This is a genomic window from Rhizobium sp. CF142 (assembly GCF_000281145.1).
Taxonomy (GTDB): domain Bacteria; phylum Pseudomonadota; class Alphaproteobacteria; order Rhizobiales; family Rhizobiaceae; genus Rhizobium.
The window spans coordinates 172,772-193,766 of sequence record NZ_AJWE01000114.1; the positions used below are offsets into that span (position 1 = coordinate 172,772).

The 20,995-nt window shown below is 59.6% G+C and carries 19 protein-coding genes; 11 read left to right on the forward strand and 8 right to left on the reverse strand.

Annotation, left to right across the window (positions count from 1 at the left end; genetic code table 11):
* Nucleotide 1: 1 nt before the first annotated feature.
* The 3 genes from PMI11_RS28735 (at nt 2) to PMI11_RS28745 (ending at nt 3,139) form a co-directional block, all read left to right on the forward strand.
* A complete protein-coding gene (locus PMI11_RS28735; protein WP_007824380.1) occupies nt 2-1,153 on the forward strand; it encodes a M24 family metallopeptidase in 1,152 nt (383 codons plus the stop codon).
* A 102-nt stretch (nt 1,154-1,255) separates the two neighbouring features.
* Nucleotides 1,256-2,101: a hypothetical protein gene (locus PMI11_RS28740; protein WP_007824381.1), complete on the forward strand. Its 846-nt coding sequence runs from the start codon at nt 1,256-1,258 to the stop codon at nt 2,099-2,101.
* 105 nt (nt 2,102-2,206) lie between these two features.
* Nucleotides 2,207-3,139 carry a ribose-phosphate pyrophosphokinase gene (locus tag PMI11_RS28745; RefSeq protein WP_007824382.1) on the forward strand — a complete coding sequence of 311 codons (933 nt, stop codon included), beginning with the start codon at nt 2,207-2,209 and terminating at the stop codon, nt 3,137-3,139.
* A gap of 305 nt (nt 3,140-3,444) precedes the next feature.
* On the opposite strand, the gene PMI11_RS28750 is transcribed toward PMI11_RS28745, so the two are convergent.
* Both PMI11_RS28750 and PMI11_RS28755 read right to left on the reverse strand, forming a co-directional pair.
* Nucleotides 3,445-4,983 (reverse strand): hypothetical protein, encoded by a 1,539-nt coding sequence (locus tag PMI11_RS28750; protein WP_007824383.1) that lies wholly within the window; start codon nt 4,981-4,983, stop codon nt 3,445-3,447.
* Between the two features lie 168 nt (nt 4,984-5,151).
* The gene (locus PMI11_RS28755) at nt 5,152-7,941 is read right to left on the reverse strand and encodes a bifunctional diguanylate cyclase/phosphodiesterase (RefSeq protein ID WP_037072435.1); all 2,790 of its coding nucleotides are present in this window, start codon (nt 7,939-7,941) and stop codon (nt 5,152-5,154) included.
* Between the two features lie 415 nt (nt 7,942-8,356).
* On the opposite strand from PMI11_RS28755, the gene PMI11_RS28760 reads away from it, so the two are divergent.
* From PMI11_RS28760 to PMI11_RS28780, 5 genes are all read left to right on the forward strand, one after another.
* Complete coding sequence (locus PMI11_RS28760) at nt 8,357-8,968, forward strand: 50S ribosomal protein L25/general stress protein Ctc (protein WP_007824388.1); 612 nt, start codon at nt 8,357-8,359, stop codon at nt 8,966-8,968.
* Nucleotides 8,969-9,154: 186 nt separating this feature from the next.
* Nucleotides 9,155-11,512: an EAL domain-containing protein gene (locus tag PMI11_RS28765; RefSeq protein WP_007824395.1), complete on the forward strand. Its 2,358-nt coding sequence runs from the start codon at nt 9,155-9,157 to the stop codon at nt 11,510-11,512.
* A 26-nt stretch (nt 11,513-11,538) separates the two neighbouring features.
* The gene (locus PMI11_RS28770; protein WP_007824397.1) at nt 11,539-12,261 is read left to right on the forward strand and encodes a substrate-binding periplasmic protein; all 723 of its coding nucleotides are present in this window, start codon (nt 11,539-11,541) and stop codon (nt 12,259-12,261) included.
* A gap of 94 nt (nt 12,262-12,355) precedes the next feature.
* The gene (pth, locus tag PMI11_RS28775) at nt 12,356-13,072 is read left to right on the forward strand and encodes an aminoacyl-tRNA hydrolase (RefSeq protein ID WP_007824408.1); all 717 of its coding nucleotides are present in this window, start codon (nt 12,356-12,358) and stop codon (nt 13,070-13,072) included.
* Between the two features lie 5 nt (nt 13,073-13,077).
* Nucleotides 13,078-13,533 (forward strand): GNAT family N-acetyltransferase, encoded by a 456-nt coding sequence (locus tag PMI11_RS28780; protein ID WP_007824410.1) that lies wholly within the window; start codon nt 13,078-13,080, stop codon nt 13,531-13,533.
* Nucleotides 13,534-13,558: 25 nt separating this feature from the next.
* Here PMI11_RS28780 and clpS read toward each other — a convergent pair whose 3' ends face one another.
* Nucleotides 13,559-13,870 carry an ATP-dependent Clp protease adapter ClpS gene (clpS, locus tag PMI11_RS28785; RefSeq protein WP_007824413.1) on the reverse strand — a complete coding sequence of 104 codons (312 nt, stop codon included), beginning with the start codon at nt 13,868-13,870 and terminating at the stop codon, nt 13,559-13,561.
* Between the two features lie 226 nt (nt 13,871-14,096).
* Between clpS and ychF the strand changes: the two genes are divergently transcribed.
* Nucleotides 14,097-15,200 (forward strand): redox-regulated ATPase YchF, encoded by a 1,104-nt coding sequence (gene ychF / locus PMI11_RS28790; RefSeq protein WP_007824415.1) that lies wholly within the window; start codon nt 14,097-14,099, stop codon nt 15,198-15,200.
* Nucleotides 15,201-15,317: 117 nt separating this feature from the next.
* On the opposite strand, the gene PMI11_RS28795 is transcribed toward ychF, so the two are convergent.
* A complete protein-coding gene (locus PMI11_RS28795) occupies nt 15,318-16,388 on the reverse strand; it encodes a hypothetical protein (protein WP_007824417.1) in 1,071 nt (356 codons plus the stop codon).
* Nucleotides 16,389-16,469: 81 nt separating this feature from the next.
* Here PMI11_RS28795 and PMI11_RS28800 point away from each other — a divergent pair, with 81 nt between their 5' ends.
* Complete coding sequence (locus PMI11_RS28800; protein WP_007824420.1) at nt 16,470-16,940, forward strand: MaoC family dehydratase; 471 nt, start codon at nt 16,470-16,472, stop codon at nt 16,938-16,940.
* Nucleotides 16,937-17,404, forward strand: a complete 468-nt coding sequence (locus tag PMI11_RS28805; RefSeq protein WP_007824422.1) for a MaoC family dehydratase — start codon at nt 16,937-16,939, stop codon at nt 17,402-17,404. The genes PMI11_RS28800 and PMI11_RS28805 overlap by 4 nt, the downstream gene beginning before the upstream one ends.
* 71 nt (nt 17,405-17,475) lie before the next feature.
* Here PMI11_RS28805 and PMI11_RS28810 read toward each other — a convergent pair whose 3' ends face one another.
* The 4 genes from PMI11_RS28810 to petA all read right to left on the reverse strand — a co-directional run bounded on the left by PMI11_RS28810 (nt 17,476) and on the right by petA (nt 20,890).
* Complete coding sequence (locus PMI11_RS28810) at nt 17,476-18,018, reverse strand: adenine phosphoribosyltransferase (RefSeq protein ID WP_007824424.1); 543 nt, start codon at nt 18,016-18,018, stop codon at nt 17,476-17,478.
* A 115-nt stretch (nt 18,019-18,133) separates the two neighbouring features.
* On the reverse strand, nt 18,134-19,006 hold the full coding sequence (locus tag PMI11_RS28815; protein ID WP_007824426.1) for a cytochrome c1: 873 nt from the start codon (nt 19,004-19,006) through the stop codon (nt 18,134-18,136).
* Nucleotides 19,007-19,031: 25 nt separating this feature from the next.
* Nucleotides 19,032-20,300, reverse strand: a complete 1,269-nt coding sequence (locus PMI11_RS28820) for a cytochrome b (RefSeq protein WP_007824428.1) — start codon at nt 20,298-20,300, stop codon at nt 19,032-19,034.
* Between the two features lie 14 nt (nt 20,301-20,314).
* Nucleotides 20,315-20,890: a ubiquinol-cytochrome c reductase iron-sulfur subunit gene (petA, locus tag PMI11_RS28825; RefSeq protein WP_007824430.1), complete on the reverse strand. Its 576-nt coding sequence runs from the start codon at nt 20,888-20,890 to the stop codon at nt 20,315-20,317.
* Between the last annotated feature and the right edge of the window lie 105 nt (nt 20,891-20,995).

The window sequence follows — 20,995 nt, forward strand, 5'->3', positions numbered from 1 at the left end:
CATGGCACTTCATTTCGAACGGGCTGAATTCGCAAGCCGGCTTGCCCGCTTGACCGACAAGATGAAGGAAGAAAAGCTCGATGCCCTGCTGCTGTTCGCGCAGGAGAGCATGTACTGGCTGACCGGCTACGACACGTTCGGCTACTGCTTCTTCCAGACGCTGGTCGTCAAGGCTGACGGCACAATGACGCTCCTCACCCGCTCGGCCGACCTGCGTCAGGCCCGGCACACCTCTGTTATCGAGGACATCCATGTCTGGGTCGACCGCGTCAATGCCGATCCGACGATGGACCTCAAGAACCTGCTGGTCGAAATGGATCTGCTCGGCGCCCGCATCGGCGTCGAATACGACACGCATGGCATGACCGGCCATGTCGCCCGGCTGCTTGACGCGCAGCTGACCACCTTCGGCCAGATCAGCGATGCCTCCTACCTCGTCAGCCGCCTGCGCCTCATCAAGAGCCCGACCGAGGTCGCCTATGTCGAGCATGCCGCTGTGCTGGCAGACGATGCGCTGGACGCAGCGATCCGCCTGACCAAGCCTGACGCCGATGAGGCCGATATCCTCGCCGCCATGCAGGGCGCGATCTTCTCCGGCGGCGGCGACTATCCGGCCAACGAGTTCATCATCGGCTCCGGTGCGGATGCACTGCTCTGCCGCTACAAGGCCGGCCGCCGCAAGCTCGACGCCAATGATCAGCTGACTCTCGAATGGGCTGGCGTTTACGCGCATTATCATGCCGCCATGATGCGCACGATCGTCATCGGCGAGCCGACGCACCGCCACCGAGAACTCTACAATGCCTGCCTCGAAACGATCCATGCGATCGAGACCGTGCTGAAGCCTGGCCATACCTTCGGCGATGTTTTCGACATGCATGCCAGGATCATGGACGAGCGCGGCCTCGCTCGCCATCGCCTGAATGCCTGTGGCTACTCGCTCGGCGCGCGCTTCTCGCCGTCCTGGATGGAGCACCAGATGTTCCACGCCGGCAATCCGCAGCCGATCGAGCCGAGCATGTCGCTCTTCGTGCACATGATCATTGCCGATTCCGACACAGGCACAGCCATGACCCTCGGACAGACCTATCTGACGACAGGTGAAGCCCCGCGTGCACTTTCGCGCCATCCGCTGGATTTCATCGGGGTCTAACCTCCGCAATCACCGGCAAAAATCCGGAATTGACAGACAGGTCCCCCCACCCCCATAAATTCGCACGGGGCTGATGCGATTGTGGGAAGGACGAACCGAGGGATGACGCGAGTTGCGACTGCGCCCACGCTCCTGATCTGTCTTGCCTTGCTTTCTGCTTGCAACACGACCGATGCGTTGACGCTCACGCCGCCGATGGAAATCGGCGACTCTTCGATGAGTCAGCGCTCATCCACACCGGTGACGCAGAGCGAAGCCGAGCGTATGGCCGGAGCGCCGCAACGGACCTTCCCGGCGGCACCCCGCCGGAACGGCTATACGCCAGCCTACAGCGAGCAGACCTATCCGACCCAGCCGAACTACCAAGCGCAGGCCTACCGGCCCGGCACCGGCGCTCCGCCGACGACCATGCAGGCCCAGGCCGATGCGCTTTCCCGTGACGGCTCTTCGCCCGCTGCCTCCGGACCGATCGAAGGCCAATCACTGGCGCCACCATCCGCCGCCACCGGGCAACCGGCACCGCAGCAGCCGACGCAAACGGCAGCGCTTGATCCTTCGGTTTCCTCATCGACCTCGGTACGCGGCAACACAGTGCGCTTCCTGCCCATCATCGGTGCGCCCGTACAGGCCGTCACCCCGCTGTCCCGCCAGCTTGGCGCGGAGGCCCGTGCTCATGGCCTTGCCATCAAGAGCTCCAACGATACCAGCAGCGACTATATTCTGAAGGGCTACCTCTCCGCTTTCAGCGACGAGGGCAAGGTCACCGTGGTCTATGTCTGGGACGTGCTTGACAATGCCGGCGCTCGCCTGCACCGCATTCAGGGACAGGAAAGCGTGCCGACGGCGGCGACCGATCCCTGGGCCGGCGTGCCCGCCTCCGTGATGCAGCAGATCGCCTCAAAGACGATCACCGAGTTCACATCCTGGCGGCAAAGCCAGGGCGGTTAGTCACAAGCTTTTTATAAATATAAAAGTATGTGACGCCTTAGCCCTTGCATTCACCGGGAAGCTGGCTAAAAAGCGCGGCTATCAGCGCATAACAGGCGGACCAAGATGAAGGTTTTCGCAGGCAATTCGAACCGGCAACTCGCCGAAGCGATCTGCAACTATCTCAATGTTCCCTTAGGGAAAGCCAGTGTCCGAAGGTTTGCCGATCAGGAAATCTTCGTGGAGATCCAGGAAAATGTGCGCGGTGAGGACGTTTTCCTCGTGCAGCCGACCGCCTTTCCCGCCAACGACCACCTGATGGAACTGCTGATCATGATCGACGCGATGCGTCGCTCGTCAGCCCGCCGCATCACGGCCGTGCTTCCTTATTTCGGTTATGCCCGTCAGGACCGCCGCGCCTCCGGCCGCACGCCGATCTCCGCCAAGCTGGTCGCAAACCTGATTACCGAAGCTGGCGCCGACCGCGTCATGACGCTCGATCTCCATGCCGGGCAGATCCAGGGCTTCTTCGATATACCCACAGACAATCTCTTCGCTCTTCCCGTGCTGACGCGCGACATCAAGAGCCACTATGACCTCAGCAACGTCATGGTCGTCTCGCCTGACGTCGGCGGCGTGGTGCGTGCGCGCGCGCTCGCCAAACGGCTGGACTGTCTTCTGGCCATCGTCGACAAACGTCGCGATCGGCCGGGTGAATCCGAAGTCATGAACATCATCGGCGACATCACCGGCAAGGACTGCCTGCTGATCGACGACATCGTCGATTCCGGCGGCACGCTCTGCAACGCGGCCGACGCCATGCTCGCCAAGGGTGCCTCCAGCGTCACCGCCTATATCACCCACGGCGTCCTCTCCGGCGGCGCGGTCACCCGCGTGACCTCCTCGAAGCTGCGCGAACTCGTGATCACGGATTCCATCCAGCCGACCACGGCCGTGCTCTCGGCCCACAATATCCGCGTCGTGACGACAGCACCGCTGATCGGCGAAGCCATCAGCCGAACGGCCCAGGAAGAGTCCGTCTCCAGCCTCTTCGACTAAAAGAGCCGGCATTCGACCGGCTCTTTTGATCTTCGAACTGCAGTTCCCTGACGTCTACCGCTGATCCGAGCTGGATGGTCCTCTCAGAGATTGACCATTAATGGTCGCTGTGCCGTCCGAACTGTTGGTGTCAGCAAAGCCTTTGGCCATAATCATCCCAAAGCCGACCCGGCTGAGATCAGGTGCCTTTCTTGTGAACTCCTGAGCGGCAGCAATCGATTTTCCGACCAATGTCCCTGTGACACCAGACGCAAAAAGCCGGCGCGAGGCCGGCTCCTTTCGTTTCAGGCCGCAGTTCAGAGCACTTATTGTGGCTGACCACCCTGCTCCGGTTCCTGCCCTTGCTCTTGTTCGGGCTCCTGCCCCTGATCCTGGTCCTCTTCCTGACCATCCGGCCCCTTGATCTGCTGGCCGTTGATCGCCACGGAGCCGTCGCCGGCGACGCTGATATCCCAGCGCGAGCGGCCATCCGGGTCCGTCTTGGCAAAGCCCTTGGCCATCATCATGCCGAAGGAGACCTGCTGGAGGTTCGGATCGCTCTTGGCAAGCTCCTGGATGGCAGCGATCGACTTGTCGAGATCCCGCGCCAAAATCGAAGCTTGGAGCGAATAATCCTTCTGCGTATCGACGCGGCCCTGCAGCTTGCCGGTGACGTCGATATCATAGACATCCGAGACAGCGGTGAACTTCGGCAGGTCGACGACGACGACGCCGTCGTGGAAGAGCTTCTCGGCAGCCAGCTTGCCGCTTTCTTCCGAATTGTTGCCAGACGAGAAATCGATCTTCATGAACTCGTCGCCGAAAGCGGCGAAATCCATGTCCGGCACGGCGATCTGAATATCGATGCTCTTCGGCAGGAAGGCATGGTAGCTCGCCGGCACGACCGGGCTGTCGAGCGTGACCTCCTGGGCATTCATCCCGAAGGCAAATCGGACCGCATCGCTCGGCCCGTCGACCGAGAAATTATAGCCGAAGGCCTTGGCGCCGCCACTTCCGGCGACGGTGCCGACTGCCAGATTATTGACCGTGATCGTTTCGTTGGCCGAGGAGAACAGCGGAAAGGATGCCTTGAGGACGGACTTCAGCTTTTCGCCGTCTTCCTTGCTGAGCTCCTTCTCATCCACATGGTCAAGGATAAAGAATACGATATCGCGAATTTCCTTCGCCGGCAGGCTGGCCACATCGGCATTGAAGTCGATCGAATCCGCCTTGATGGTGACCGGCGGCGTCTGCGCGCTGGTAACCGTCTCCGACAGCGCGGTAAACGCGCCGTTCGCCTTGAAGTCCAACCGGCCATTGCCGCTGGCGCTGTCAGTCGAATCGAGCCTGTAGTTCATGCCGGCAAAGCTCGCATCGACCTGATCGGCATCGGACTTCGACGTGAGGTGGATATCGCTGGCCTTGAAATCGCCGGAACGCAGATAGGCGATCGCCGGATCGAAGACGCCGTTATAGACCATCGAGGCAATGGAATAAGTGAAATCGGTGCTCTTGTCGTCCGGCCCCTTGACGTTGCCGGAGATGTTGAAGCTGTTGTTGCCTTCGAGATTCCAGAGCCCGCTGTCGAGCGGTGTGGCGAAGACCGACCAGGGCGTCAGCCCGTTCACCACGTACTTGGTCGTATCCACTTTCGAAAGCAGCTTGGCAAGATCGTAGATAACCTCATAGCGGGTACCCGCCGGGTTGACGGTCACGAAACCGCTCTTTGCGAAATCCTCAGGCAGGAAGCCCGTCAGGCTGTCGCGAAGCTTGTTCGCTCCATCCTGATTGATCTCAGCCCCTTGCGCTGCCCCGAACAGCGATAAGGCAACAAGGCTCGTTGTCGTGACAAGTTTGAGACGCATTCACATTCTCCTCAGCCGCTTTGGATGCCGGCATAGGAAGATCGGATAGCTTCCGGTGTCAACCCAGCACGTTACGGCAAATGTTATTTTGCGATCACGGCTGAGAGTGAACATATCCTGTCGGGCACTGCCGCATACGAAGGCCCTCGATTCTGATCTCGCTTTGCGTCAGGCCGCAGTATTGAGCGTAACCGATTGTTGTTCCATTCGCGCCGGGCGACCGAAATAGTAGCCCTGGGCCTCGTCACAGCCTTCGGATGTCAATAGTTCGAGCTGGCTCAGCGTTTCGACGCCTTCAGCAAGCACGGGGATCGAGAGGCCGCGTCCCAGCGCCAGGATGGAGCGAATGACCGCCTTTGCTTCCTGACTGGTCTCGACTTCGTTCATGAAGCTGCGATCGAGCTTGATCTTGTCGAAGGGGAACGAGCGAAGGGTCTCGAGCGACGAATAGCCTGTTCCGAAATCATCGATAGCGATCGCAACGCCCTGCTGCTTGAGCGCACGCATTGCAACCAGCGCCTTGCTCTTGTCGACGATGATCGATGACTCGGTTATTTCAAGTTCGAGCCGCGATGCTGGCAGGCCGGTTTCCTGGAGGACGGAACGAACCAGCTCGGCAATGTTTGCATGGGCGATCTGGATGGGCGAAATATTGACGGCGATCTTGATGTCGTCCTTCCAAGTGACCGCTTCCCTGCATGCCTCGCGAAGGACCCATTCTCCGATGGGCACGATCGCACCGCATTCCTCGGCAATCGGAATGAAATCGACGGGTGGTATATTTCCGCGTTCAGGATGGTTCCATCTGAGCAGCACTTCGTAACCGGTCGTCTTGCCCGTCGCCACCGACTTCTGCACCTGGTAGTGAAGGTACATCTGGTCGCGCTCGATCGCGACCCAGAGGTCACGTGCCAGCCTTCTCCTGTCGCGCGACACTTCATCCATGGACTCTTCATAGAAGCAGACATTGCGCCCGACCTCGTGTTTTGCGCGATACATGGCCAGATCTGCGTTTGCGAGAAGCGTTTCGGCGTTTTCACCGGCGTTGGGATAGAGTGCGACACCAACGCTTGCGCCGGGGACGATGTGATGCCCCTCGAAATCCATCTTCTCCATGAGCGTGGCTTCCAGCCGCGCAACGAAGTCGTCAAGCTCTGCCCTGTCATTGAAGCGCTTCACAGCCGCGAACTCATCGCCGCCAAGCCGGGCGACGAGCTCTTCGTCCCGCAGGATCCCGTTCAACCGTCCAGCCAATGTGCTCAACACGAAATCGCCTGCGACATGACCCATCTGGTCATTGATTTCTTTGAATTTATCCAGATCGATGCCTATCACCGCAACCTTGGTCGACAGCCTTTTGGCGATTGTCAGCTGATGTGAGAGATAGTCATTGAAGGTGGGACGGTTCGGCAGACCGGTCAAAGCATCGTGCTTGGCCATGAACGCGATTTTCTCTTCGCGCGCCAGCCGTTCGGTAATGTCTTCGAATGTCGTAACCCAGCCACCATCCGCAAGAACATTGAACGTCGCAAGAATTGAGCGGCCGCTCGTCGTCTGATGCACCAGGGTCTTCTGGCCGGAGCGCATGGTCGCCATATGCCTGCGATAGTGATCGGTCGCCCTCGAATCCGCGGCATCACTATCGCCGAAAACGATCTGATAGCCGCTGCGAACGATCTCGGAATAGGCAAGACCCGGACGAATGAAATTCTCAGGGAATCCGAAGAGCTGGCTGTACCTGGCGTTTGCGAGGATCAGCCGCTCATTGCGGTCAAACATCGAGATGCCCTGGCTCATGTTCTCCAGTGCCAGATCGAGGTTCCTCGATACTTCTTTGATGCGATCCCCGTCGATCTTTGCCTGCGTGATATCACGGGTAATCTTCGCATATCCGATGAGATGATGGCCATCGTCATACACGGGTTGGATGACGACATGCGCCCAGAACGAGGATCCGTCCTTGCGAAAACGCAGCCCCTCTGCCTCAAATCTGCCGTTGGCGAGAGCGGATTCGAGAGCTCGCTGCGGAAGGCCATTCTGCTGATCCTCTGCGGAGTAGAACCGGGCGAAGTTCTGGCCGACGATATCAGCGGCGCTATAGCCCTTCGCGCGCTCAGCACCGGCATTCCAGTTCGTCACGACGCCTGAGGGATCGAGCATGTAGATTGCGTAATCCGTCACGCCCTGCAGGAGCAGCTCAAACCTGGTCTCGCTTGCACTCGCCTGCTTGGCGGCGCGAAACGCAATGATCGATGCCGAAATGCCCGAGGCGAGCATTGAGATCGATACGACGAGAATGGTCACCAGAAGGAACGGCTTCGAAAGCGCCTGGGGCTCGATCGCGTTTGCGCCCCCTTCGATAATCGTCAGCGCGCCCATCGCGGTGAAATGCATCAAAACGATGCCGAGCGACAGCGCAGACGCCGCAGCGAGAATGCTCCAGTTCGAACCCTTCCAGTTCTTTGTGAGTGTAAATCCCCAGGTCGCCATGGCAGCCGATATGATCAGCGCAACGATAACGAGATGTCGATCCCAGACGATGGTCCCAGGAACCTGCAGACCGGCCATGCCGACGAAATGCATGGCTGCAACGCCGACGCCAAAAGCCAGGCCTGCAGCAATATTGGCCTGAGAACCCGGAAGCGACACCGCGGCAAGGCCTGCCACAAAGGTAGAGGCAAAGGCCGCGCCGAGCGAAATAAGCGTCAGATCGCGATCATAACCGACAACGATGCCCGGATCATAGGCGAGCATAGCAACGAAATGCGTCGACCAGATGCCGAAGCCGCCTGCCGCCCCCGCCACGGAAAGCCAGATCCAGCGTGGCACGCCGTTTGACCTGCCAGCGCTTCTCAGGAACAGGATCGTTCCGAAATTGGACACAAGGCATAGTGCGGCAGCCAGAAGAACCAGCGTAAAGTCATGTTGGTATGTCAGGCAGTATACGATCGCAAACATGAGAAAACCCATTCTTTTCAAGCCTGACATCGGTCTTGCCGCGTTAAAGAAGGGATAATCCGGCGCCTTCGCAGGTAAAGTGGAACCTTCTGTTCGACTTTGTGATTAACGCCCAACCAACGAAGGCTTATCAGCGGTTTTTGGAACGACCTGCAAAACACCAGGGATTGCATTTCGCGATCTTTCCGGTGTAGTGCCGGTGAGGCGCGATCAGCGGATACGACCAACGGCATCGGTCCTGTCGACCGAGCCCGTCGCCGCTTGCGTTTGCGTGACACTTATATTATAGGCCACGCGTCCGCGTAGACACCCTTGGAGGCAACGCGGATGAGGATGGGCTTGCCCGCCTCCGGTCCGACGGCACAAGGCTTCGCAGCCGCCGCGGGCTCTCCAAATAACCTCGAAAGGACTAGCCATGAGCCACGAAACTTACGAGCTCAAGGCCGAGGCGCGCGAACGGGTTGGTAAGGGGTCCGCCCGTGAACTCCGCCGCAACGGCTTTATTCCCGCTGTCATCTATGGTGACAAGCAGGCCCCAGTTTCTATCGCTATCAACACCAATGAGGTGACGAAGCGCATTCATGCCGGTGGTTTCATGACCACCGTTGCGACCATCGACGTCGACGGCAAGAAGTACAAGGTTCTGCCGAAGGACTACCAGCTCGATCCGGTCCGCGACTTCACGATGCACGTCGATTTCCTGCGCGTATCTGGCAACACCCAGGTTACCGTTGAAATCCCGGTTCACTTCGTCAACGAAGAAAAGTCCCCGGGCCTCAAGGTCGGTGGCGTTCTGAACATCGTTCGTCACGAAGTCGAAGTTCACTGCCCGGCTGACGCGATCCCGGAATTCTTCACGGTTGACCTTTCCGGTCACAAAATCGGCGACAGCATTCATATTTCGGAAGTCACCCTGCCGAAGGGTGTAACGCCCGTCATCGCCGATCGCGACTTCACCATCGCGACGATCATTGCTCCGGCTGGCGGCATCGACGAAGCTGCTGCCGAAGGCGAAGCACAAGCCTGATCGCTTCTACCAATTTGTAAAGCATAAGGCCCGTTTTCCGTGAGGAAGACGGGCTTTTTCATTGCCGAAAAAGGCTTATTTCAGCAACATTTAACACATTCATGGAAGCATGCTCCGGCTGGTTGCGAAGTTCCCGCCCTGCTGCGTGACCGCAGAATATTCCGACCCCGTGGAGCAAACGGAACCATGAATAATTCCGTTGAGAACAGATTTTTTGCGATTGTTTGCGGCGCGCTGCTTGTTTTTGTAGCTCCCCTCTTTGTTCTTTTTCTTTTCCTTTCCTCCGAGCGCGCCGACAAGGAAATACGCGACCATATTTCCGTTCTTCTTGTGGCCAATGCCCAGGCGCTCGCCAAGCCACTTTGGGATCTCGATGCCGATAGCGTGACCCAGATCAGCGCGACGGTCGTTTCGCAGGGCGCCATCGTCAAGGTGGAAGTCCGCGACCAGTCCGGCGAGCTCGACGTCAGCCAGTCGACCATTCCGAGGTCCTTCGATGGCAAGCTGGTTCAGGTTTCCCGCGCCATCATCTACAACACCGTCGATGGACCGAAGAACCTCGGCAGCATTTCCGTCTTCTATCCGGCACTCGGCCTGTTTTCCGGCCTGAAGCAGGAAGAGGTCGTCTTCATCTCGATCTTCATTTTCGCGGTGCTCGCCGTTTTCGCGACCGCGCTCATCGGCAACCGCATCTTCGTCATCCAGCCTCTGATGCGCCTGACGGCTGCAATCGAGGCGACGCGCCAGCTCGGCTCCCGCCACCATGTCGACTGGCAGTCGAACGACGAAATGGGCCGCCTCGCCCAGAGCTTCAACGAAATGCAGACGAAGCTTGAAAACGAGGAAACCGAGCTGAAGCTCGCGCATCGCCGCGCCACCGACATCTACAACCTGACGCCCGCCATGCTCTTCTCGCTCGACGAGGAAGACCGCATCACCGCCGTCAGCGACTACTGGCTGCTTGCGACCGGCTATCACCGCGCCGCCGTCATCGGCCGGAACTTTTCCGATCTCGTTACCTCCTTCACCCGTGATAAGTTCATCAAGCGCAAAAGCCAGCGTGAGAACGGCACCGGCGACGTCACCGTCAAGTTCATCTGCATGGACGGCCGCATCATGGACGTCCTCATCATGGAATCGGCCCTCACGCCCCATGGACAGGAGGGTCAGTCGCTCTCCGTCATGACCGATGTGACGGAACTGAAGGCCTCCGAAGACCGCAACCATCGCCAGGCGATATCAGACCATCTGACCGGCCTATTGAACCGCCAGGGCTTCGAAGCCGTGCTCGACAGCAAGATCGCAGCCGCCGATGCCGCCGATCAGGAGCTCGCCTGCCTATTCGTCGACCTCGACCGCTTCAAGTGGATCAACGACAATATGGGCCACGCCGCCGGTGATGCTGCCCTCATCGAACTCGTGGAGCGGCTGAAGACGCTGCTTGCCCCCTCCGATGAAGCCGCTCGTCTTGGCGGCGATGAATTCGCCATCCTGCTGCCGGCCAAGAATGCCGAAAAGCGCGCCCGCGCCATGTGCGACCAGATCGCTTCGATCTTCGAGACGCCCTTCGGTCCGGACATGCATCTCAGCGCTTCTGTCGGTATCGCCATCTATCCTCGCCACGCTGCGACCGCCGCCGAACTGCTGCAGAAGTCCGACATGGCCATGTACGCCAAGAAGCGCGACGGCAAGAACGGCGCACAGATCTTCGATAGCGGCATGCTCGATCATGCTCGCCGCCGCGCCGAGATAGAAGCCCATATCGAAGCCGGCCTCGCCGACGACTGGTTCGAGGCCTATCTCCAGCCGATCGTCAACCTCAACGGCCGCGGTATCGCCGGCTTCGAGGCGCTGATGCGCCTCAACCATCCGCAGAAGGGTCTCATGCCGCCGGCCGAGATCATCAGCGTGGCCGAAGAGACTGCCAAGATCGTCCGCGTCGGCAACGTCATCATGGAAAAGGCAATCGCCAATCTGGCGAAGATTTCGCGCCTGCCCGGCATGCAGGACACCTATCTCGCGATCAATTTCTCGCCGCTGCAGTTCGAGCCGGCGCTCGCCGCCCGCCTCGCCGCCATCCTCGGTCGCCATGGCATCCTGCCGGATCGTATCGTCGTCGAGATCACGGAGGCCGTGCTGATGCACGACAACCCGCAGATCCGCATGATCGTGACGGAACTGCGCCGCTTCGGCTGCCGCATCGCGCTTGACGATTTCGGCACCGGCTACTCGTCGCTGAGCTATCTCAATCGCTTCCCGGTCGACATTATCAAGATCGACCAGTCCTTCACCCGCGCCATCAATGATGCTGACGATGACGTGCGCCAGAAGAGCCGCATGCTGATCGAAGGCATCACCACGCTGTCGCACAAGATGAACTGCACCGTCATCGCCGAAGGCATCGAGACGGAGGAGGAATGCAGCACGCTGCACCAGATGGGCCTTGATTATGGTCAGGGCTATCTGTTCCACCGTCCGCAGAATGCTGCCAAGCTGATCGAGGAACTAAGCGGCTCGCTGCCGAACGTGGCGCGCGCTTCATGAACTGACGAGATATGGGAGGTATCGCGATGAAAAAGCTGCTGCTTCTTGCACTTTTGACCCTACCCTGCTTTGCCACGTCTACCTCAGCCCAGACGGTAGCCTTCGTGACCGAGGAATACGCGCCCTTCAACTACCGCGACGGCAAGGTCATCAAGGGCGCGACCGTCGAACAGGTCGAGAAGGTGATGGCCGATATAGGCGTCGACTATACGCTCGACGTGATGCCCTGGGCCCGCGCCTTCAGTCTCGCGCGCACGACACCGATGACCTGCGTATTCGCAACCGCCCATAACGCCGCGCGTGACGGCCTGTTCAAATGGGTCGAGCCGCTTCTCATCGACCGCAACATCTTGATCACCCGCAAGGGATCGGGTGTCTCGGCCACCAATCTCGAAGAGGCGAAGAAATATGTCATCGGCACGCAGCGCGACGACTACACGGAAGTGACGCTGAAGGAGAAGGGCTTCACCAAGCTCGATGTCGCCAGCGATTTCAACGCGACGCTGCGCAAGCTGCTTAGCGGGCGCATCGACATGATGCCGATCTCCGAACTCTATTTCGACAAGCTGAAGGCCGACCAACCGCTGGAAATGGTGACGGTGCTGTCCTCCCAGCCGATGGGTATCGCCTGCGAGAAGAATTTCCCGAACGATCTTCTGGCGCACATGCAGGCCTCGCTGGACAAGCTGATCGCCAGCGGCGAACAGAAGCAGATCTTCCTGAAATATGGTCTGCATTTGCTGAAATGATCGGCCGCCTGCCGTTCACGCCCGCCTTTGCCACTTGACTTTGCCGCCATTTCGCGGTGGTGAACGCCAACAGCTCTTGCAAGGAAGACAGGCCATGCTGATCATCGCGGGTCTCGGCAATCCCGGCGCGAAATATGCCGGCAACCGGCACAATATCGGCTTCATGGCCGTCGATGCCATCTATCGCCGCCACAGCTTTTCGCCCTGGTCGAAGAAGTTCAAGGCCGAGATTTCAGAAGGGGAGCTCGGTGGCGAGAAGGTGCTGCTGATCAAGCCGCAGACCTTCATGAACCTCTCTGGCGAAGCCGTCGGCGAGGCCATGCGCTTCTACAAGCTGCAACCTTCCGATCTCGTGGCGATCTATGACGAGCTCGATCTGCCGGCCGGCAAGGCGCGGCTGAAGACCGGCGGCGGCCATGGCGGCCACAACGGCATCAAGTCGCTCGACGCCCATTGCGGCAAGGAATATCGCCGCCTGCGCCTCGGCATCGGCCATCCCGGCGCCAAGGAACTGGTGCACAACCACGTGCTCGGCGATTTCGCCAAGGTCGATCGCGATTGGCTGGAACCGTTGCTCGACACGCTGGCCGACAATGCCGAGATGCTGGTCCGCAAAGAGGATTCCCAGCTGATGAACAAGATCGCACTGGCGCTCGGCGGCAAGGCGGAAGAGGAAAAGCCGAAGCCGGAGAAGAAGCCGGCGGGAAAGTCCCATATCCATCAGGCCCGCAATCACGGCCAGCAGAAGCTTCCGGCGACCGGCCCCATGGCCGAGATGCTGAAAAAGATGTTCGGCAATAAGGGCGACTGAACGCGATGGCAGGCGGGGATTTCACCATCCGGCCTGCGGCCGTCGGCGATCTGCAGGGCCTGACCACGCTCTACCAGCACCTCAGCCCGACCGATCCGGTTCTTGCCCCTGATGTGGCAATGGACCGCTTTTCCGCCATTCTGGCGCAGCCCGGCATGACGGTCTTGATCGGCTTTGCCGGCGAGATCGCTGCTGCGACGGTCACGCTGATCATCGTTCCCAACCTGACGCGCAATGGCGCTTCCTACGCACTGATCGAAAACGTCGTCACCCACGCCGATCACCGCAAGCAAGGTTATGCCGGCAAACTCATCCGGCATGTGATTGCGCAAGCCTGGAATGCCGGCTGCTACAAGGTCATGCTGCTGACCGGATCCAAGAATCCGGCGACGCTGCGTTTCTATGAAAGCTGTGGTTTCATGCAGGACAAGACCGGCTACCAAATCCGCCGGCAGTCTTGAGACACACGCCCTTTTCCTCCGGCCTCTATTCCTCGGGCTCGGTGGTAAACATCAGTGGAAAGCCCATTTCCTTGGCAAGGTCGATGGCTTCCTTGGCCTTCGTCTCCGCAATATCCTTGGTGCAGACCACGACCACGCAGGAGCCGAGCTTGTGTGCCGTCATCATCACGCGGTAGCCGGTCTCCTCGCTCATGCGGAAGACAACCTTCAGCACCACGATGACGAATTCGCGCGGCGTATAATCGTCATTGACGAGAATGACCTTGTAAAGCTTCGGCTTGTCCAGCTTGAGCTTCGTTCTGGTCTTGGGTTTTAAGGCAATGTCGTTGTCAACCATCGGAAATCCGCCCGTTGATGACATGGGAAGGGGTTTCGATCTAACTAAGCTTTTTAGATTGCAGAATTTCGACACCTGGTGCCGGGGAAATCCCGCGAGGTAAGAATAATGCTGCCGAGCCCTGACGGCAAGGGAGCGGCGAGAAAAGCGCTCTAAGACTTGACCGCTCCCCTCCTTTATCCCATAGGCACGGCCAAGGAATTCTAGAGAACAGCAGGTTTCAGCCATGGGCTTCAAATGCGGTATCGTCGGCCTGCCGAATGTCGGCAAATCGACCCTCTTCAATGCGCTCACCAAGACGGCGGCTGCGCAGGCGGCGAATTATCCTTTCTGCACGATCGAACCGAACACCGGCGAAGTGGCCGTTCCCGATGAACGCATGCAGAAGCTTGCCAACATCGCGAAGTCCAAGGAAATCATCCCGACCCGCATCAACTTCGTCGATATTGCCGGCCTCGTGCGCGGCGCCTCGAAGGGTGAAGGTCTCGGCAACCAGTTCCTCGCCAACATCCGCGAAGTCGATGCCATCGTGCATGTGTTGCGCTGCTTCGAAGACGGCGACATCACCCACGTGGAAGGCCGCATCGACCCGGTTGCCGATGCCGAGACGATCGAGACCGAACTGATGCTCGCCGATCTCGACAGCCTCGAGCGCCGCACAGAGCAGACCCGCAAGCGCGCCACCGGCAAGGACAAGGATTCCATGGCGATGCTGCCGATCATGGAAGCCTCGCTGGCGCTGCTGCAGGACGGCAAACCAGTTCGCACGCTGCTTTCGAAGCTCGATGCCGAAGAGACCACCATCCTGAAGGGCCTAAACCTTCTGACATCGCACCCGGTTCTCTACGTCTGCAACGTCGCCGAAGGCGATGCAGCGACCGGCAACCAATATACCGAGGCCGTCGCTGCTATGGCCAAGGCTCAGGGTGCCGAAACAGTCACCATCTCGGCTGCAATCGAATCCGAAGTCGCTCAGCTTCCGGATGAAGAGGCCAAGGAATTCCTCTCGGCACTCGGCCTCGACGAGGCAGGCCTCGACCGCCTGATCCGCGCCGGCTACAAGCTGCTCCACCTGATCACCTATTTCACGGTCGGACCGAAGGAAACGCGCGCCTGGACGATCGAGCGTGGCACCAAGGCGCCGCAGGCCGCCGGTGTCATTCACTCGGATTTCGAACGCGGCTTCATCCGCGCCAATACGATCGCCTATGACGACTACATCCAGTTCGGCGGCGAAGTCGGCGCCAAGGAAGCCGGCAAGGCACGCGACGAAGGCAAGGAATATGTCGTCCAGGACGGCGACGTCATCCACTTCCGCTTCAACACCTGATCGACCAGGCATGTCGCGCAAAACTGTGCAGCGGTTTTGCGATAACGACATGTGTGAAAGAAAGACCTGAAGCGTGGGAAGCGGATCTGAAAGATCGCGACACGCTTCAGCTGCCGCTCAGCCGGGCGGCAGCCTTTCCACTACGCCTGAGGGCAAAGCGCGCAGCACGATGCGCCGAAGCGGCATCCAGCCCGTACCGATGACGAGCACGATCACGCCGACGACAACAAGCGTTCCGAAGATGTATGTATCGACGGTCGCACTCCCCTGCCGGAATATCCCATAGATCGCCAGTCCCAGCGTCAGCAGGCCGGACGTCACGAAAGCGCGCCGGTCGATGATCAAGCCAATCAGCATCAGCAGCGCGACGATTACGACGACAACAGGCGTCTTGAAGGAGTTGGCGTCCATGATATCCAGCCAGCCGCCGTCTAGTGAAAGCAATATCCTGAGGCTGTAAAGCAGGGCCGGCGCGGCGACGAGATGCAGCCAGAAGGCGACATCCGATCGCGTCGTGCGGCGAAACCTGTCGCTGAGATCGAAGCCGAGTGCGGCGACGAACAGGCCGACGGCGCAGGCAAACAGGATGACCGACACAAGGGTCGGATGGTTGAGGATGAAGGCATCGTCGCCACTCGCCCATTGCAGCAGGCGGAAGACGAGCGCGAGCACGAGGGCCAGCCCCGAGAAGATGGAGAGTGCAAGCGCAAGCGGCACACGGTAGCGCAGATAGAAAAGCCCCATGATAACAGGGAATGCGACGATGAACCCATCGATGCCATCGCCGGTCAACCACAGATCGGCATTGGAGGGATAGACCGACAACATCATCCGGAAGGTCCAGATAAAAACCGCCAGCGTCAGCACGACAGCCGGCAGCGCAAGGCGCTGGCGCTTCACGAGGATTTCCGCCAGCACCAGGATCGCCGGCAGCACCGCATAGAGCGAGGCAAGCCCCCAGAGGCCGGCAAGTGCGATGAGAATGCCGATGGTGATCAGTACATCGTGGAAGCCGCGGACGAATCGCGGTGTCTCGGTATCAGACCAGGCAGGTTCTTGAGGCCCGGCAGCCCGCGCCTCGACGATCACGCCACGCGCCGCAAGGAACGGCGCCAACCGCTCGCCGGCCTCGGCGGTAATCAGCCCCTCGCGCGCCGCCTCATCGAGTATCGACCTTAGTTCTGCCATTCTGCTTCGCCCCTAGGGAATCATTGAGCCCGGGCGGATGCTATTGTAAGCAATGAGGCCTGCCTATGATGGGAGACCCTGATGCCTGCAGAAAAGCTCGCCTATGAGGATTTCCAGCCCGGCCGACGCTTCCCGCTCGGCCCGAAGCCGGTAACGGCGCCCGAAATCATCGAATTCGCCGCGGAGTTCGACCCGCAGCCGATGCATCTGGACGAAGCGGCGGGCCGCGCCAGCATCCTCGGCGGCCTTGCCGCCTCCGGCTGGCACACCTCGGCGATGTTCATGCGCATGATGGCTGACAGCTATGTGCTGAATTCCCTTTGCGAAGGTGCACCCGGCGTCGATTTCATGGAATGGCGCAAACCGGTGCTGGCAGGCGACACGCTCTCCGGCCATTCGACGGTGCTGGAGGCGCATCCGATGCGCTCGCGTCCAGGCCTCGGCATCGTCAAATTCCGCCACGAGGTGGAAAACCAGCGCGGCGAATTGGTCTGCCTGTCGGAAAATTCCGTCATCTTCGGCATGCGCGACACTTCGGAGGCAGGCGCATGAGAATGTCCGAACTCTATGAACTGGGCGAAAAGACCGAGATCGGCAGCTACATCTTCACCGAGGAAAAAATCCTCCGCTTTGCCACGAAGTACGATCCGCAACGCTTCCATATCGACAGGCAAGCCGCAGAAGACACCATGTTCGGTGCTCTCTGCGCCTCCGGCTGGCATACGGTTGCCGCCTGGATGCGCTGCTTTCTGGATCACTGGATGGCGGAAATACGCCGGCTGTCGGAACAGGGCATGGAGCCGCCAAAGCTTGGCCCCTCGCCCGGCTTCCAGAAGCTGCAATGGCTGAAGCCGGTCTTTGTCAATGAGAGGATCACCTATTCGGTGGCTTTTCTCTCCAGCCGGCCGCTCGCATCGCGGCCAGGCTGGTATCTCAACGCCATCTTCTGCGAAGGCGTCAATCAGGATGGTGTTGCGGTCATCCGCTTCGAGAGCAGCGTGCTCGAATTCGAGTGATCCGGTCGGAGCAATTCCAGCACAAAGTGTACGGCGCTTTGCGTCCGGAATTGCGTCCAACGAAAAAATGTTCAGTGGCCGGCAAACTCTACGAGTGTGTGCACGTCGACACCGAGGTCTTCGAGCTTCTTGCGGCCTCCGAGATCCGGCAAGTCGATGACGAAGCAGGCACCGACCACTTCCGCGCCGATCTGGCGAAGAAGCTGTGTTGCGCCCACAGCAGTACCGCCCGTGGCGATCAGATCGTCAACAAGGATCACCTTCTCGCCCGGCTGGACGGCATCGCGGTGCATTTCCATCTCGTCCACGCCATATTCCAGGCTATAGGCGATGCGCACCGTGTCATGCGGCAGCTTGCCCTTCTTGCGGATCGGCACGAAGCCCGAGGACAGCTGATGCGCAACTGCGCCGCCGAGGATGAAGCCCCGCGCTTCCATGCCGGCGATCTTGTCGACCTTCAGACCGGCATAGGGCTGCACGAGCTCATCGACCGCGCGGCGGAAGGCCCGCGGATTGCCGAGCAGCGTGGTGATGTCGCGAAAGATGATCCCGGGCTTGGGGTAATCCGGAATGGAGCGGATGCTGGCCGCAAGCTCCGAAAGCGTATTGTTCATCGAAAATCCGTATCTGCGAGGGCATGAAACGCCCGCACACTATCAACTGAACAGGACCAAACCAAATAAAAAAGGCGGCTATAAAGCCGCCTTTTCCTTGGGACTAAGGGTCGGCTTAGTGATCGGTCCGGGAATAGATCGAGCGCTTGGTCAGGTAGATCAGCACGGTGAAGATCAGCAGGAAGATCATGACCATGAAGCCGGTGCGCTTGCGCGCTTCGAGGTGCGGCTCGGACGCCCACATCAGGAATGACGAGACATCCTTGGCATACTGATCGACCGTCTGCGGCGAACCATCGTCATAGGTGACCTGGTCGTCGGAGAGCGGCTTCGGCATTGCAAATACGGCAGCAGCGTGGAAATACGGGTTGTAATGCGCGCCAGACGCAACCTGGAAGCCCGCCGGCGGCTCTTCATATCCGGTCAGCAGCGAGTAGATATAGTCCGGGCCGCTTTCCTGATACTGGGTGAAGATATCGAAGACGAACTGCGGGAAGCCGCGTTCGACTTCGCGTGCCTTGGCGAGCAGCGACATGTCCGGCGGAGCCGCACCGTTATTGGCGGCAGCAGCTGCCTCCGCATTCGGATAGGGCGACGGGAAGTGGTCGGACGGAACTGCCTTGCGGGTGAACATTTCACCGCTTGCATCCGGACCGTCCTGGACTTCGTAGTTGGCCGCAAAGGTCTTCACCTGGGCATCCGAATAGCCGAGATCGCTCAGCGTGCGGAAGGGTACGAGGTTCATCGAGTGGCAGGCGGAACAGACTTCCGTGTAGACCTTCAGGCCACGCTGAAGCTGGCCCTTGTCGTAGTGGCCAAACGGACCCGCGAAGGTCCAGTCGATTTCCTTGGGCTCCTTCAGCGGATAATGCGGCGTAGCGCTTTCCTCATGGTGAGCGGCCGGAGCCGCTGCTTCCTGAGCAAAAGCCACACCGGCGACACCGGCTGTGAAAGCGAGCGACAGAATGCTTGCAACAAGCTTTTTCATGTTTCTATTCCTTCCTGTCGCTCGCTCAGGCCTTGGCCGCGGCAATCTTGTTGCGCTTTTCGAGCACCGCTTCAGTGATCGAGTTCGGAATGCGGCGCGGTGTTTCCACCAGACCGAGAACCGGCATCGCGACCAGGAAGAAGGCGAAATAGAGGAGTGTGCAGAACTGCGAGATCGTCGTGTACAGGCCTTCTGCAGGCTGCGAACCGAGCCAGCCGAGGATGATCGCGTTGATCACGAACAACCAGTAGAACAGCTTGAACCACGGACGATAAACCGCCGAGCGCACCTTCGAAGTGTCGAGCCACGGCAGGAAGAACAGCACGATGATCGCGCCGAACATGATGAGCACGCCACCAAGCTTGGAGTCGATCGGACCGACGTTGAAGGTGATCGAACGCAGCATGGCGTAGAACGGCAGGAAGTACCATTCCGGAACGATGTGGGCCGGGGTCTTCAGAGGGTCGGCCGGAATGTAGTTGTCGGCATGGCCGAGATAGTTCGGCAGGTAGAAGACGAAATAGGCATACACGATCAGGAAGACCGAAACGCCGAGCGCATCCTTGAGCGTTGCGTAGGGCGTGAAACGAACAGTGTCCGTCTTGGTCTTGACCTCGACGCCCGTCGGGTTCGTCTGGCCGACCACATGCAGAGCCCAGATGTGCAGGACAACGACGCCGGCGATCATGAAGGGCAGCAGGTAGTGCAGCGAGAAGAAACGGTTCAGCGTCGGCTGGTCGACGGCAAAGCCGCCGAGCAGGAACTGCTGCACCCATTCGCCGACCAGCGGGAAGGCCGAGAAGAAGCCGGTGATAACCGTCGCGCCCCAGAAGGACATCTGGCCCCAAGGCAGAACGTAGCCCATGAAGCCGGTCGCCATCATCAAGAGGTAGATGACGACGCCGAGGATCCAGAGGATTTCGCGCGGCGCCTTGTAGGAGCCGTAGTAGAGGCCGCGGGCGATGTGCAGGTAGACGGCGACGAAGAAGAAGGATGCGCCGTTGGCATGCAGGTAGCGCAGCAGCCAGCCGTGGTTGACATCGCGCATGATCTTTTCAACGGAGTTGAAGGCGATCGTCGTGTCGGCGGCATAGTGCATGGCGAGCGTGACACCCGTCAGGATCTGTACGATCAGCATGACGGCGAGCATGGCGCCGAAAGTGTACGCGTAGTTCAAGTTCCGCGGAACTGGATAGGCAATGAAGCTGTCATAGACCATGCGCGGCAGCGGAAGGCGCGCATCGACCCACTTTTCCAGGCCGGTTGATGGTTCGTAGCTGGAATGGCCACTCATTAATCAGTCTCCCCTCAACCGATCTTGATCTTCGTGTCGGACAAAAACGAAAAGGTCGGAATCGCCAGGTTCTGCGGCGCCGGACCTTTGCGGATGCGGCCGGCCGTGTCGTAGACCGAGCCATGGCAGGGACAGAACCAACCATTGTATTCACCGGCCTGACCGAGCGGAACGCAGCCGAGATGGGTGCAGGTGCCGATCATGACGATCCAGTTTTCCTTATCCTTGCCGCCCGAGCGGTCAGCGCCCGTTGCCGGAGCGTCGGCAGGAAGGTTTGCATTGCGGGCGATCGGGTCCTTGAGGTCCGACAGCTGGACATCGGCCGCCGCCTTCACTTCTTCCGGCGTGCGGTTGCGGATGAAGATCGGCTTGCCGCGCCACTTGACCGTCAGCGACATGCCGGGCTCGAGGCTCGCAACATCGACTTCGATGGAAGCCAATGCCAGCGTCGAGGCATCCGGGCGCATCTGGTCGATGAACGGCCAGGCAACCGCAACGGCGCCGACTGCACCTGCCATACCAGTGGTGAGATAAAGGAAATCACGGCGAGTGGGCTCTGAAGCCTCGCTTGTCGTTACGTGTTCGCTCACGGCTTAACCATCCTCTGCGCAATTGTCGCGGAATTCCGCCCTGCCCCTCCAGAGGCGGCGAATCTATCAGAACATATTTCGGCCATAGATTCCCCACCAATCCGG